At 73.7% G+C, this 15,737-nt stretch carries 7 protein-coding genes; 4 read left to right on the top strand and 3 right to left on the bottom strand.

Going from position 1 to position 15,737, the window contains the following annotated elements; translation table 11 throughout:
- Positions 1-121: 121 nt before the first annotated feature.
- From PUR53_RS26740 to PUR53_RS26730, 3 genes are all read right to left on the bottom strand, one after another.
- Positions 122-5,035: a DNA-binding protein gene (locus PUR53_RS26740; protein WP_329909880.1), complete on the bottom strand. Its 4,914-nt coding sequence runs from the start codon at positions 5,033-5,035 to the stop codon at positions 122-124.
- Positions 5,032-5,898 (bottom strand): DUF4132 domain-containing protein, encoded by an 867-nt coding sequence (locus tag PUR53_RS26735; protein WP_329897825.1) that lies wholly within the window; start codon positions 5,896-5,898, stop codon positions 5,032-5,034. Before PUR53_RS26735 ends, PUR53_RS26740 begins: the two co-directional genes overlap by 4 nt.
- A 367-nt stretch (positions 5,899-6,265) precedes the next feature.
- Positions 6,266-9,094: a M4 family metallopeptidase gene (locus PUR53_RS26730; RefSeq protein WP_443080363.1), complete on the bottom strand. Its 2,829-nt coding sequence runs from the start codon at positions 9,092-9,094 to the stop codon at positions 6,266-6,268.
- Positions 9,095-9,621: 527 nt separating this feature from the next.
- Between PUR53_RS26730 and PUR53_RS26725 the strand changes: the two genes are divergently transcribed.
- From PUR53_RS26725 to PUR53_RS26710, 4 genes are all read left to right on the top strand, one after another.
- Complete coding sequence (locus tag PUR53_RS26725) at positions 9,622-10,149, top strand: hypothetical protein (protein ID WP_329909878.1); 528 nt, start codon at positions 9,622-9,624, stop codon at positions 10,147-10,149.
- Between the two features lie 409 nt (positions 10,150-10,558).
- A complete protein-coding gene (locus PUR53_RS26720; protein WP_329909877.1) occupies positions 10,559-12,718 on the top strand; it encodes a hypothetical protein in 2,160 nt (719 codons plus the stop codon).
- Positions 12,719-12,811: 93 nt separating this feature from the next.
- A complete protein-coding gene (gene pelF / locus PUR53_RS26715) occupies positions 12,812-14,320 on the top strand; it encodes a GT4 family glycosyltransferase PelF (protein WP_329909876.1) in 1,509 nt (502 codons plus the stop codon).
- Positions 14,317-15,735, top strand: a complete 1,419-nt coding sequence (locus PUR53_RS26710) for a hypothetical protein (protein ID WP_329909875.1) — start codon at positions 14,317-14,319, stop codon at positions 15,733-15,735. The genes pelF and PUR53_RS26710 overlap by 4 nt, the downstream gene beginning before the upstream one ends.
- Positions 15,736-15,737: the final 2 nt, after the last annotated feature.

Genomic DNA, 15,737 nt, shown 5'->3' with positions numbered 1-15,737 from the left:
CTTGCTGGGTAGGTCGGTAGGCCGGTGGGTCGGTCGGTCTCTATGTCTGCATGTCTGTACGTCTGTCGGTCGTTCTCGGCGTCGGGGGCCCGGGGCGCCCGTCGCCGGGCGCCCCGCTCGCTCAGCGGCGTCGGCCCCGCCGCACCTTCAGCTCCTCGAACCGGGGCGTGTCGCCGTCCTGGATCCGCTGCCAGGCCCTGCGGTACAGCTCGGCGGCCGGTTCCGACGGCACGATCACGCCGAACGTGGCGTGCTCCTCGTTCATCAGGCCGGCGAACAGCGGCAGCTTCCACCGCTCCAGCGGCAGCCGCGGTGCCTTCGGGTCGACCCAGGCGCCGGGCAGGAAGAGTGAACGCCCGGCCCTGGCGCGGCTGGCCTCCACCACCAGCTCGCCCCCGGCCAGTTCGGCACGGGCCGCCTTGAGCCGGGCCGGCTTCCACCCCGTCCAGCGGGCCGTCACGCGGTCCGTCGGGTCGGGCATGGCGAGCAGCATCAGATAGAGCGTGGCGGCGTCCTCGCCGATGCCGTACTCCTTCGCCACCTCGGTCACCAGCTCGGGCACCGAACGGCTCGGGTCCTGCGGCCACCAGGTGCCGTCCTTGCCGCGCTCGCCCGCCACCGGGTCGCCCGGATCGGCCAGCAGTGCGGCGTACGGGGCGGAACGGGCCAGCCGCAGCGCCACCTCGGCGGCGTAGGGCCGCTGGTCGTCGATGCGCAGCGCCGGCAGGTACGGGTCCTCGCCGGCCTCGTCGAGCAGCGCCACCCTGATGCCCGGTGACGGCTGGTCGTCGTAGGTGGCCAGGATGACGGCGCCGTACCGCTCGAAGCCCTCGCCGACCTCCGTCGGGGCACCCGCGGTCTTGCGGAACTGTGGGAGGCCGATGTACCGCCCGAGGTCGAGCACGAGCCCGGGGTGCGCGAGCCGCTCGCGCACGGCGCTGAGCGCGGCGGGCAGTGCTGCCCGCAGCGGGTCGCCGGCGGGCAGCCGGTGGGCGAGCCAGGCGGCCAGGCCGACCGAGCCGACGAGGGTGTCCGCGGTGAATCCGACCGCGTCGTCGTCGACGGGACGGACCCGGTCGCCCTTGACCGCCCATTCCAGGTCCCGGGTGAGCCGGGGTTCACCGGCCGGGTGCAGCAGCGCGGGCAGGGCGGCGCGGAGCTCCCACGGGGAGTGCTTGACCGCGCGGGTCGCGTCGGCGAACAACTCCTCGGGCACGGCCGTCCGCCTGCCCACCCTGCTGTTCCAGACCTCGGCCGCGGCGGCCGCGTCGGGCCCGTCGGTCCAGAGCCGGGCGGGGTCGGCGGGCAGCAGCGCGGCCACCACCTCGGCGCGGATCCCGCCGTCGACGCGGCGCAGTTCGTCCTTGGCGACGGCCGCGGGCGCCAGCTTCACACCGATGGCGGCGCGTGCCTCCGTGGACAGGAACGCACGCTGGTAGACGTCGACCTGGGGCAGTCCGGCGACGATCAGCCGGGCCAGCGTCTCGGTGACGCCGGTGCGGCGCGCGAACTCCTCGGCGGCCTCCGGGAACCAGGGGGCCGGGCCGCGCGCGTCCAGCTCCGCGAGGAACGCCCCGAGCCGGTCCGCGTGCTTCGTCCCGGGCACCGGGCAGGACTCGCGGAGGGTGTACGGCTCCGGTGTCTCGAAGCGTCCCGTCGGGTCGTGGAAGAACCCGGTGAAGACGGCGCCGTCGTCGTTCAGGGACAGGCGTCCCACGATCGCGAGGAAGGCGTCGTCGCCCAGCGGCAGCAGACCGTTCCACGAGCCGGAGCGCCACTCGCCCGACGCGGTGCGCAGCTGGTCGGCCGTCAGGCTCACGATCACCCCGCGCCACCGTTCGGCGTGGGCACCGATCCCCAGCCCCAGCGTCTCGAACCGGTCGAGCAGGGCGCGCAGCGCCTCCCGGTGCTCCGGCGAGGTGGTGGCGGCCGTGGCGCGGAAGACGATGGCGGCGGTGCGGTCGGCCAGCGACCACAGGTCCGGCTGCCCGGTGGGCAGTTCGGTCCCGTCGAGGTGGAGGCGTACGTCCGCCGACTTCGCGGCGGTGGTGGCGGGGCGCAGCCCGGCGGCCCTGCTCAGCGTGCGCAGCGAACGGAAGACGGTGTCGGCCTCCTCGTCGCGGTTCCACCAGTGGCTCGTCGACTCGCCGAGGCCGCTCAGCGCGCCCTGGAGGACGGTGTCGGCGGGCCCGGCGGGCCCCTCCGGCACGTCCACTCCCTCGTCGAGCGCCCGGGTGAGCCGGGCCGCGGCGGTGTCGAGGACGGCCTGCTGGTCGGCGGCGTGGCGGACGACTCCGGCGATGCCCGCGACGAGGGCGTCGTGCGTGACCGGCAGCAGCGCGCGGATCGCGTTGGGCAGCGCGTCCTTGTCGTCCTGGGCGGCGGCGGCCAGCAGGGCCGTCGACGTGGCCGCGTCGATGCGGCGCAGCGCGGCGGAGCCCTCCGGATCGCGGGGTGTCATGCACTCCCAGAACTGCACCGGAGGCAGCAGGAGCGTGCCCTCGCCGTAGACGCCCGGGGTGCGGTCCGTCTTCGCGACGGAGGTGACCACGCCATCGTCGTCGAGGATCTCCAGCTGCCAGCCGTTGCGGACGACGGCACGGGCCCGGTCGTCGCCCGGGAACACGACGAGCGCGGACGGCCGGCCCTTCCCCGCGGGCAGGGTGACGGTGTGACCGGCCAGGTCCTGCGTGCGGTAGGCGCCGTCGGGCAGCCGGACCGTGCGGAGGCCGACCACGCCGTCCACGGGCGCGGAGGCCGGCGTGCGGCCGACGGTGGGGGAGGGGCCGAGCCAGCCGCTGTCGTAGACGCTGCCCTCGGGGGCGTCGCGCAGCGCGTCGGCGAGGAAGGCGGGCACGCTCATCCGCCCGCGCCTGTCCGTCGCCGGGTCGTACTCGTAGAACCCGTGCGTGTCCCGCTCGCCCTCCGCGTGCCAGACCCAGTACGAGGCGCCGTCGAACACCAGCCACCGCTCGTCGGGGATCGTGGTGTCCCCGGCGTGCAGCACACCCGCGCCGGTGGTCCGGCCGCCGCCCGGCAGGGGCAGGGTGAGCTTCAGGTCGGCCTTGTACCAGTCCATCTCGGTGCCCCGGGTGCCGCCCGGGCCCTCCATGGGCTGGGGGCTGTCGGCCCGGGTGTGCCAGTAGCCGCGCAGGCCGTTGTCGCGGGACCGCCAGTAGACGAGCAGTTCGCCGTCCACGTGGTGGAAGCCCGGGTCGCCCCACTTGTCGTCCGCGGGGATGCGCAGATCGTGGGTGAGGAGCGTGCCCTCCGCGCCGATCACCCGGGCCTGGGCGGCACCCGCCACGACGAGGTGCGGCCAGGCGTCGGCGACGATGATGTCCTCGACGTCGTTCTTCGGGACGAGCGTGGTGGTCGCGTCCTCCCAGGCGGGCCAGCCCAGTTCGTCGAAGAGACCGGCGCGCAGGGTGCGCGAGAGCACCGGTGCCAGTTCGGTGGAGACGGCGGCGCGCACCTCGTCCTCGGCGAGCGCCAGCGCCTCGGCGGGCAGCCACTTCAGCCGGGCGAGTGCCTCGGGCAGCTGCGGCAGACCCACGGCGGTGAACCGCCGGACGACCGAGCGCACCCACTCGGCCAGCAGGGGCCGCCCGCCCGGCGACGCCGCCAGCACACGGATCGCCCGCCGCCCCGGATCGTCGTCGGCGAACCGGTCCGCGCCCCGCCGGAACGCGTCGTGGAAACGGGAATCGGCGGCCAGCGACAGCAGCTCGCGGTGCCCTTCGCCCGGGGCCCACTGCTCCAGCGGCAGCGACGAGGCCTTCGCCGGCGCGGCCACGGGCACGCCTAGGGACAGCAGCAGATCCATCAGGTCGATGTCGTGCGTGACCCGCAACTCGAGTCCAGCGGCGGTGAGTTCGGCGCGCAGTCGGTCCGCCGTCCGCTCGACCAGCGGATACAGCCGGGGCATCCGGGTGGAACCGCGCCAGGACCGGGCCCGCTCGCGGTAGGTCAGGAACCGCTCCAGCCAGCCCGCCGTTCCGTCGTGCGGACGCTGCTCCGCGGGCAGGGAACCGTCCCACAGCCCGGCCGTGGCGCCGGAGGCCTCCAGGATGTCCAGCCACATCGCGGGCATGTCGTCGTCGTGGGACGAGGGGAGCGTGTCCAGCAGGGTGCCCCGCATCTTCGGCTCCCGCGCGGCCAGCGCCACCAGCGCCGTACGGTGCCCCTTCCACCAGCCCGCCGCCGCGCGCAGCGTCGACGGCAGGACCAGCAGCTCGGCCAGGTAGTCCTGTTCGGTGAGGTCCGCGTCCCGGCCGGCGGCCCGCGCCAACCGGCGCAGGTCGTTCGCCATCTGCGCCGAAGGCGGCAGACCGCCCGCCGTGCGGCGCAGGCACAGCTTGGTGAAACGCCGCAGCGCCTCCTCGGCCGGGACCCGCGCGGCCAACTCCTTCGCGTACGCCGACAGCACCTTCACCGGGAGCGCGCCGGCCAGCGCGAACTCCAGGAACACGGCGTCGAGCCGCTCCTCCTCCACGACCAGCCCGTGCTCCGCCTCGGCCTTGCGGGCGCGGGTGAACAATTGGGCCGCGTACGTGGCGTTCTCCTCCGCGAGGAACACCCGGCCTGCCTGTTCGAAGAAGGTCGGCAGGAAGTGCGGCACCGACGCCGCCAGCCGCTCGCCCAGCTCCAGATAGGCGTCCATGGCCATCTTGGGCTTCGACTTCGCCTGCCGTGCGGCCCGCTCCAGGTCCGGCACGATGCCCAGCGCGTGGTGGCCGTCCGCCGGGTGGTGCACCAGCACCCACTCGGGGAAGCCCAGCGACTGCCGCAGCCCCAGCCCGACGACCGCCGGCTCCGCTTCCTGCTCCAGGCCCAGGAACCCCGCGGCCAGATCCTCCGCCGCGCCCAGCTCCCCGGCGACCAGCCGCACCACCACCCGGTCGTCCAGGCCCGGGTGACGGTACGTCCGCGCGGTCAGCGGCACCGCCCGCTCCCCGGCGCCCTCGGTGTCCGGCGGCAGCACCCCGCCCGCGGCCAGCACGTCCTCGTACGACACCTGCGTCCCCCCGCTCATGCGTCCTTGCCCTCCTCGATCACGCGCCCGGCGTGCAGCGCCGCGGCCATCCGCATTCCCTCCGACCACGCCACCGGGCCCACCTCGCCGAGCGGCAGTGCGCGGCCGTCCTGGTCCTGCCAGGTGAGACTGCCGGTCTCCACCTCGTCGTCCCAGTACGGCTCCCCGATCCACACGCAGGCCTCGACGGTGCGCACGCCGTCCCGGACCCGGGCGGTGGCGTACCCGCCGGAGACGCGGTACCCCAGGGAGGTGGCGCGCGCGGCGAGGGCGAAGCGGGAGCGGTACTTGCCGCCGGTGAACTCCCGCACCTGGGTGGCCTTGGCGGCCAGGTCGTCCGGCCGTCGCCAGGTGGCCCGGTGTATCTGCTCGACGCGCTGGACGATGCCGAGCTCCGCCGCGAACTCCCGGATGTCGTCGAGGTCCGGCAGCAGCACCGGGTGCGGCAGGGTCACCGTGCGCGGGGAGAGACGGACCGTCTCCCCGTCCAGGTTCACCACCCGCAGTTCGCCGGCGTCGGTGGCGCCCCGCAGGAAGCCGACCTCGTCCGGGTCGTCGCCGACCACCGCGAGGTCCCGCAGCGCGGCCTGCCACGCCTCGTCCGGCCACACCCGGGCCAGCAGACCGGTGGGTACGGGCAGTGACGACACCATCCAGGCGTCCACCTGTTCGACACATGCCGTCGCGTGTCGATCCAGCCATTCGGCGAACCGGCGCAGCCGGTCCACCTCGGGGTGGTCCTTCAGCGCCTTCGGCAGCGACTTCAACTGCCGTCCCGCCGCACGGCCCGAGGTGGCTCGTGCGGCCACCCGCCCCTCCACAAGAGCGACTTCGTACCCGTCGCCCGCCGACAGCCAACCCACGAACCCCAGCCCCTAGCGTCAATTGCACAGGAAGAAAGCACAGTTCAGCCGGGGAATCCCGGCCCAAGTGCGACCATGTGCGGAACGCTAGCGGCAGCCACTGACAATCGGTCCGGCGCCTCCCTGTGAAGCCCCCTCCGGCACGTCGGGGACCTCGACGGCGCGACGGGCACACGGGGCGACCCCTCCGGCGTCCGGCAAGCCAATCGAAGCGAACAGGGGCGACGCATCCGTAGACCTACGTAACCGGAGTACGTATTACCGGCCAGTCGCCGTAGGCGGCGCCGCGCGGCCGCGGCGCTCACACTCCGCAGTGACACGTGCCCGCCCACCGGCCGGCCCGGCACCGCCCCCGTCCGCCCCGGGGTCAGGGCATCGCCGCCCCGGCCGACGCCGGCACGGTCTCGCACCTGCCGGTCGGGCGGGCCCGTGTCACCACGCTGCTGACGCCGGTGGTGGCGTCGAGCCAGATCACCCGGGTGCCGGTGGCCGCGGCGGCGGACAGTTGCTCCCCCCGGTTGCAGGAGACACGGACGCGCTGCCCCGCGTCACCGGGGAACTGCCAGAGTTTGGCCAGGGATTCGTTGCGGATCGCGGGGTCGCCCGTGCGGGCCGTCGCGGTGACCGTGTCCTCGGACGCCGTCACGTCGGAGACGTTGAGGGAGTTCGGGCCGCTCTCCGGGCTCAGGTCCACCACGCCGGAACCGTCCAGGGCGGAGCGCCTCAGCAGTGTTCTGCCGTCGTTCCGGACCTCGTTGGCGAGCCAGTAGGCGTATCGGCCGTTCACGGCGGTCGGGCCGAGGCTCGTGGTCGCCTCCGACCCGTGCAGCAGCGTGTCCTCACCGGTCGCGACGTCGATGATCCGCGTCGAGTACGCGTACGACGCCCGCACACGCCGGTAGTCCTGGTAGACGACCCGGCCGTCGCTCAGCGACGGGAAGGACGCCCGGCGGTACGTGCCGCCGCCGACGGAGACCTTGGCCGCCGGGTCCTTCAGGCTCAGATACGTCACGCCCCGGCGCCCGCCGTGGTTGTGGTGCTCGAAGGCCACCGTGTCGCCCTCGACGTCGATCGAGTGGCCCACACCCCGGCCCGACCACAGCTTGCGGACGGGACCGCCCGCGATCGGCCGCGCGAGGACCTCCACGGGACCGGAACCGTACGCCGCCCAGACCACCGTCTTCCCGTCGGTCGCCGGATCGACGTGGTAGCGGCCGTCGTTGGGGCTCATCAACCTCAGCCGTCCGGAGCCGTCGGTGCGCCCGGCCCACACGGAGTACGCCTCGGTGCCCGCCTCGTTCGAGGAGGAGGCCACCCACCAGTCGCCGCCCGCGCCCAGGCGGGAGTCGGTGGTGTTGACGCGTTCCAGCAGCGGGTCGGAGTCGACGCCCAGGGCGAGTTCCCAGTTGGCGACGATGCCATGGGCGTTGAACGCCCGCCGCACCGCGTTCAGGTCCTGTCCCTCCACCCCGAGGGCCCCGGCGGCGGCGACCACCGCGTCCCGGCCCTGGGTGAACCCGTCGAGCGGGGTGAGGTACTCGGTGAGCGCCTTGTACACGACGCGGTCGCTGAGCGCGGCGCCGAGATCCTCCCGGATGTCCCACAACGCCCCCGAGAAGATGGTGGAGTTGAGGTGGACGCCGCCGCTGTCCGTGCCGAACCCGACCCCGAGGAAGGACTTGGCCGTGGTCCGCCCGTCGTTCAGGTCGCGCAGGGCGCACTCGGACGGTGCCTTCGTACGGCACAGCCGCTCGCCCAGGAGTCCGGCGTCCGGGTCGTCCATGGAGTCGCCGTACACATCCGTCTCGATGGCGTTGCCGAAGTAGTCCGCGAACGCCTCGTTCAGGGCGCCCGACTGACCCGCGTAGACGAGGTCGGCGGAGTGGTCGACGACACCGTGGGTCATCTCGTGCCCGACGACGTCCAGCCCGGCGGAGAGCGGGCGGTACTCGGCGTCCCCGGTGCCGTAGACCATCTTCGTGCCGTCCCAGAAGGCGTTGACGTACGGCTGCCCGTAGTTGGTCACGCCCACGAGGGAGTCGACCGACATACCGCGCCCGTCGAGGCTGTGCCGGCCCTGCTTGCTCTTGAACCAGTCGAACACCTGCCCGGCGGCCCAGTGCGCGTCCACGGCCCCCGCCTCGGTCGCCTCCGCTCCGAAGTCCGGGCCGGGCGAGGCGAACTCCCCCAGGTCCGCGGGCCATACGCCGGCCACGTCGGTGACCTGCCTGCCACGCGCGTCCCAGGTCGACAGGACGGGACGCCCGGTCTCCTCGTCGACCCGCGACGTGTCGCGCAGGACGTGCGCGCCGCGGATCTCGTCCAGGGTGACCTCCAGGCCCACGGTCCGGCCGTCCAGCGTGACACCGGAGCCCGCCGCGGCGGCCCGCCCGGCCGTATCGACCCGCCCGGCCGCGTTCCCCTCGGCGACCGCCCCGGGCGTGCCGAACGTCTTGATCCCGCTGTACTGCAGGACCGGATACCCGGCGTCGGCGTCGACGTACACCTCCCGTAGCACCGGCTCACCGCCCACCGGGCTCTCGCCCCGGACGGTGATGTGCCGGGTGAGGATGCCGGTGCCGGAGGGCAGGACGACCAGGCCGTTCGAGGTGCCGGTGAGCGGATGCCCGTCCTCCGCGCCCTCCTCCTCGCCGCCGTCCCCGCCGTTCTCCTCGTACGCGGTGAAGTCCCGTGCGCGCAGGTCGGACAGGACGGCGTCGACGGCCCGTTCGACGGCGAGCGCGTCGTCCACCCCGCTGGCGGTGGTGTCGGCCCGCAGACCCGTGAAGTACTTGCCGGACGTGCCGGTGACGACCCGTTCGCCGTCCCGCTGCTCCATGCGTACGACGTACTGGCCGCCCAGCACCGGCACACCACGGTGCTCCTGCCGCAGCCGTACGATCTCGTGCCCGTCGCCCGTCGTGAAGGTGCCCGCCGGTTCCAGATCGCGCCGCGGGTCCGCGATCCGGTAGCGGTCCTCCTGTTCGGCGAGGTGGGCGCGTGCCGCGGCCACCGCGTTCGGGGCGTCCGGGGCCGGCTCCTCAAGGCCCTCCACCAGCGCCGGTGTCGCCGTCCGCTGCCCCGGTATCACCTCTCCCGGGCTCGGTGGTGGCGTCGTCGCCCCCGTCGCCGCGCCGGCGGGCACCGCCGGCACGACGAGTGCGGCGACGCCGATCAGCGCCGCCGCACCCGACACGCCGTACCGACGCGCCCCCGATGTCCTCGACCGTCTCTGCGAACTCGCTCCGGACCGGCCCACAGTGCCCCCATTCCCCCAAGCATCGGAAACCGGCGGTGGTCGACCGCCGGGCACGGCCATGCAACAGGCGATGCGCCGACTCATCAACGGGGCGGCGGTTTCCACGGACGACTTCCGGCCCTTGGCCGCAGGGGAGGCGCGCGGCCGGAGAACGGCCATGGGAACGGGGCCGGAAATCAGCGAATGGCCGAGATGCCGCGTACCGCGCGGCGGCGGGTGAGCGGCCCGCCAGGTGCGATACGCGCCAATGCCGTCCCGTACCCGTCACGGCCCGAACCGGCCGCACCGACCCCGCCCGCACCCCCAGTCACACGACGGTTACCGTGCGCTGACGCGGACCCATGAGCGACCGTCACGGATCCACCGCATCGCCTTCACGCGGCGCGCACTTCCGGCCGGGCGGCGGTCGGACGCCGTCCGTCGGGGCAGACGGTGCGCCCGCCGGATGCCTAGCCTCCCGGCCCATGCGATCACCACTGATGAGACGCTTCGGCCTCGGCGCCGTACTGGCCCTCGTTCTCGCCGTGTTCGGCGCCGCACCCGGCGCGAGCGCGGCCGCCGCGGCACCCGCGGAGCTGACGTTCACCACCGACAGCGCCACCACCACGCCCGGCGGCACGGTCAACCTGTCGATGACGATCACGAACAACCACACCTACGACGTCTGGTTCATCTACCAGACCATCGAGCCCACCTGGCTGACCAACCAGCGCCCCGACCTGAAGTACTCCTTCACCGGCTGCAGCCTCGCCACGGCCGCCGGCGCCACCCCCTGCTCCGGGACCGGCCCCGCCAACCTCGGCACGAACTACGGCGCCACCATTCCGCCCGGCCAGAGCCGTACCGTCACGCTGACGCTCCAGGTCGCCGGCGACTCCGGCTGCAACGGCAACATCGGGTTCTACTCGTACTTCTACACCGAGTTCAGCGACAGAACGAACGTCAGCGGCGGTCCGGTGTTCACGCCGGAGACCCGGGTGCTCTGCGCCTGACGGTCCGTTGACGAGGTGGGCGGTCGTGACGGGAGTGACCTGAAATGATCTGTGATCAGGCTTCCGTCATGGTCTGGACCACTGACGGACGATCCGGCGGGCCCGTACCGTCCGCCGACGCGCCCCGCGGGGCCCGGACCAGCGTGCCGGGCCCTCGCGGTCGTTCCGCGTCCCGTTCGGGTCGGATGAGAAAACGGCCAATTCGGTTCCAGGTTCGCTCAGTTGGACACCTGCGCTTTTCCGTCATGTTTCGCGGCATGAGCACGAAAGCCACACACAGACACCACTATGTGACGCGACGGATGCGTCGACGACTGGGTTCTGGAGGGGGACGCCGGCGTCACGCAAGGGGGTGCGTCCGCTCCAGGAGAGGCGTGCTCACCCCTGCCCGGGGAGGGGACTTCACCGCATGAAGCGGACCTTACGCACCACCGTGCTCACGGTGGGCGCGCTCATCGCCGCGCTCGGCCTGCCGGCCGGACCGGTCCACGCCGACGACACCACGCCCCGCGTCGACCTGCGGGTCCTGGTGGTCAGCGACGGTGGCCCGTCCACCGACGCGATAGCCGCCGAACTCACCACCGCCGGCACGCCGTACACCGAGATCGACCTGACGAGCGCCGACCGGCCCGTGATCGACGCCGCCTTCCTCGCGGACACCGTCGACGGCCGGCCCCGCGCCAAGTACCAGGCGGTCGTACTGCCCAACGACAACCCGTTCCCGGCCGGCTCCGCCGAGATGACGGCGCTCGCGGAGTACGAGCGGACGTACGCGATCCCCCAGGTCGACGCCTACACCTACGCGCGTCCAGAAGCCGGTTTGCAGTACCCGGTGTACGGCGGCTACTCCGGCGGCCTCGACGGCGCCGAGGCCCGGGTGACCGACGCCGGCAAGGCGGGCCCCTTCGGCTACCTCGACGGCGCGGTGCCCTTCGAGGACAACGACCCCGCCATCGGCGAGAGTTACGCCTACCTGTCGAGACCGGTGGCGGGCGCCGACTTCACCTCCTACGTCGACGCGGCGATCCCCGGCCAGTCCACCCGCGGCACCCTGGTCGGCGAGTACCGGCACGACGGACGGCGCGAGCTCGTCGTCACCTTCGTCTACAACCAGTACCAGCAGCAGTTCCGGCTGCTCGCCCGAGGCATCGTCGAATGGATGACCGGCGGGGTGCACCTGGGCGCCTCACGGAACTACTTCGCCGTGCACGTCGACGACGTCTTCGCCGCCGACGACCGCTGGAACACCGCACTCAACTGCACCCCCGGCGACGTCGACTGCACCGACCCGAACGTCGAGCCCGACCCCATCCGCATGACCCCGGACGACGTCGACCACACCACCGCCTGGCAGACGGCGCGGGGCTTCACCCTCGACCTCGCCTACAACGGCGCCGGCAGCGTCGACCACCGTGAGGACAACAACGGCGACGACGCGCTCACCGACAAGTTCATCGCGGAGCGCGACCAGTTCCGCTGGATCAACCACACCTACTCGCACCCCTTCCTCGGCTGCGTCCAGGACACCAGCGTGGTCCCCTGGAAATGCGCGACCCAAGCCGACGGCTCCACCCGGTGGGTGAGCCGCGACGACATCTCCGACGAGATCGCCACCAACCGCGTCTGGGGCGAGACGGCCGGACTCCCGCTGGAGAACGACGAGTTGGTCACCGGTGAGCACTCCGGCATGAAGGTGCTGCCGCAACAGCCCGAGGACAATCCCAACCTGGCGCTCGCCCTCGACGACAACGACATCGCCTGGCTCGGCTCCGACAACTCCCGCGAGCCCGCCCAGCGTCAGATCGGCCCCGCCACCACCGTCCCCCGCTACCCGATGAACGTCTTCTACAACGCGGGCCGCGCCGCCGAACAGGTCGACGAGTACAACTGGATCTACACCAGCCGCGCCCAGGGCGGCAGCGGCATCTGCGAGGACAACCCGGCCACCACCACCTGCCTCCCGGCACCGCTGGACACGGCCACCGGCTACGAAGAGGTCATCGTGCCGCTGGAGAAGCGGATCGCCCTCGGCCACGTCCTGGCGAACGATCCGAAACCGCACTTCATCCACCAGTCGAACCTGGCCGAGGACCGCATCGCCTACCCGGTGCTCGACGGCGTCCTCGACGCCTACGCGGCCCTGTTCACCGAGAACACCCCCGTGGTCAACCCGCGGATGAAGGACATCGGCGCCGAACTCCGGCGCAGGGCCGACTGGCAGGCCGCCCTCCGGTCCGGCGAGGTCACCGCCCACCGCATCGGCGGCACGGTCACCGTCGAGGCACCGGACGGCGTCGCGGTCACCGTCACCGCGCCCACCGGCACCACCCTCGCCGGCTCCGCCTTCGGCGACGCCTACGCGGGCGCGGTCTCCGGCTGGACCCCCTCCACGGGCGCCCCCCTCACCCTCGCCCTGCCCACGCCCGCCGACCCCTCGGCCGCCGTCACCACCGGGCCGGGCGACGCCACGGCCCCCGCGCCGGACACCCGCGTTCCCGCGGGCGTGAGCGAGAGAGTGCCGTACACCGCGGACACCGACTCCGCGGGCACGGACACCGCGGACGACTGACCTGCGGCACCCGCCCATCGAGCCGTCCCGGCCGCGTCACCTGCGGCCGGGACCGGCCGGAACCACCCCACACCACGGCCGTGGAGCACACCGATGCCCGTTCCCCACGACGCGCGCCGACTCGGCGCGGCGCGCGTCACCCTCCTCACCGAAGGCACCTATCCCCACAGTCACGGCGGCGTCAGCGTCTGGTGCGACCAACTCGTCCAGGGCATGCCCGACTTCGACTTCGACGTCATCGCCGTCACCGGCACCGGACGCGAACCCCTCGTCTGGGACCTGCCCGCCCATGTCCGTCGTGTGCTGTCCGTCCCCATGTGGGGCGACCCGCCCGAAGGTCGCGCGCCCCGGGGCCGCGCCCGCCACCGACTCACCACCGCCTACGAACGGTTCCTCACCGCCCTGCTCGACCCGGGCGCCGAGGACGGCTTCGCACCCGCCCTGTACGAGCTGGCCCGGGCCGCCGCGGACGGCACCCTCAGCCCCTTCCTGCGCTCGGACCGGGCGATCGCCCAGCTGACCGCCGTCTGGAACCGCCCCGGCCTCGCCGTCCGCGAGGCCCGGCCCACCCTGCACGACGCGCTCACCGCGACCTCCCTGCTCGAACACGCCCTGCGCCCGCTCGCCGCACCGACTCCCGAGACCGGCGTCGCGCACGCGGTCAGCGGCGGCGTCGCCGTCCTCCCGGGCCTCGCCGCCCTCGAACGGCACGGCGTACCGCTGCTGTTGACCGAACACGGCGTCTATCTGCGCGAGCGCTACCTCGGCTACCGCACCGCCCCCTACCGCTGGCCGGTGAAGGCGGTCGTCCTCGGTTTCTTCCGCCTCCTCGCCGAGGAGACCTACCGCAGGGCCGCCCTGATCACCCCCGGCAACCGCTACAACCGGCTCTGGGAGGAGCAGGGCGGCGCCGACCCCGAGTCGATCCGTACGGTCTACAACGGAGTCGACCCCGCCGCGTTCCCGCCCGCCGGGCCCGAGCCGGAGACGCTCACCCTCAGCTGGGCGGGCCGCGTCGACCCCATCAAGGACCTGGAGACCCTCATCCGGGCGTTCGCCCTCGTCAGGGCGGAACTCCCGGACGCGCGGCTGCGGTTGTTCGGCGGCACACCGCGCGGCGGCGAGGCCTACCGGGAACGCTGCGAGGCCCTCGCCGCCGAGCTGGGCCACGGCGACGCCGTCACCTTCGAAGGCAGGGTCGACGACATCAAGGACGCCTACGCGGCCGGCAACGTCGTGATGCTCTCCAGCATCAGCGAGGGCTTCCCGTTCACCCTCATCGAGGCCATGTCGTGCGGGCGGGCGACCGTCTCCACCGATGTGGGGGGTGTGCGCGAGGCCGTCGGCGACACCGGGCTCGTGGTGCCGCCGCGCGACCCGGAGGCGATGGCGCGGGCCGCGCTGGAGCTGCTCGGGGACCCGGCGCGACGCCGGACGATGGGGGAGGCGGCACGGCTCCGGGTGATCGAACAGTTCACCCTCCGCCGGACCATCGACACCTTCCGCTCCATCTACCTCGAACTCCCCACCCGGGAAAGGCGGTCGACGACCGTCGAGGTCCCGGCGCGGACACCCGCCCCGGTCGGCACGGTGGCCGGATGAGCGGCCCCCTGTCACTCGAACCCGGCGGCGTCGAACAGGACACCCTCGCCATCCGGCTGGCCGACCGGCGCCGCCCGCGCCGCCGCCCCAGCTGGGCCGTCGGCGACGACACCACCCTCACCATCAGGCTCCCGCGCCGGGGCCCGGACGAGGAGGCCGTGAGCGAACTCGCCGCCGAACTCGCCGACCGCGTCGGCCCGGCCGTCCACCCCTACGAAGTGGCCGCCCTGCTGGAGGCGGAGGGCCTGTCCGCGACCCTCATCAAGGAACGCTACGGCCACCCCAACCTGTTCTCGCTGGCCTCGGCGCTGTACGAACGGGTGCCGAGGACGTTCCCCGAACCCGCGCGGGGCGCCGACCCCTGGCGCCCGGACACCGTGCGCTGCCTGCTGCGCGGCGTCCTCTTCGCCCTGCCCGGCCTCGCCTACCTCCTGACCGCCCCGCTGTGGAACCCCGGCGCCCACGCCCCCGCCCTCGTCGTCGCCGGACTCGTCTCCTGGGCCTGGGGCCAGGCCCTCGGCCACCGGGCCCATCTGCGACTGGCGACCGGGCGGCACGAAGCGGGCCGTACGCTCCTGACCGGCGCCCCCGTCGGAGCGCTCGTCGCCACGGCGATCGCGGCACTGCCCGCGGGCGGCGGCCCGGTGACCCTGGTGGCAGCCGCCCAGTCCCTGTACCTGGGCGCGGCCGGCGTCCTGCTGGTCCTCGGCCGGGAACGCCAACTCCTCGCCGCGCTCAGCCCGTTGATCGTCGGCGCCGCCGTCCTGCCCTGGTGGGAACCGGGCCCCTGGCTCCGCGGCGGACTGCCCCTCCTCGCGCTGCTCGCCACCCTCGCCGTCACCGGCCGGAGCCTGCGGGACACCCTCGCCGCCCCGGCCGTCCCGGACGCCCGCCGCCCCCGCCTGCTGTGGTCCCTGCCGTACGGCCTCTTCGGCCTGGCCGCCGGTGTGCTGGTGCTGCTGGAGGGCCGGCAGGAGCCGTACGCGGTGATCGTGCTGACGGTCAGCATGGGCCCGGCGGAGTGGCTGCTCTACCGCTACCGGGGACTGTCCGTCGCCGCGCTGCGCGCCGCCCTGACCCCCGCCGGGTTCCTGCTGCGCTCGGCCGGGATCCTCGGCCTCTGCCTGCTCGCCTACCTGCTCCCGCTGCTGCCCGCGGCCCTGCTCACCGACGCCGCCCCCGCCCCCCTGCTGCTGCTCGCCGCCGCCCTGTGGACCGCGCTGCTGCTGCAGGCCTTCGGGGCGGCCTGGCCGTCGGCCGCGATCTGTCTCGCGGCGGCCGGCGGCGCCGGGACGGTCACCCTGCTGCGCCTGCCACCGGGCGACCTGGCGCTGCCACTGTGCTGCGCCGCCGCCGCGCTCTGTCTGTCGGCGTGCGCGCTGTGGCTGCTCGGCCGGCCCGCCCCGCACGCCTGAGC

Origin of the sequence: Streptomyces sp. SP18BB07 (assembly GCF_036322545.1) — a bacterium.
GTDB lineage: Bacteria > Actinomycetota > Actinomycetes > Streptomycetales > Streptomycetaceae > Streptomyces > Streptomyces deccanensis.
Note: the sequence above shows the minus strand (reverse complement) of the source record. Positions and strands in the feature narration are given on the sequence as shown.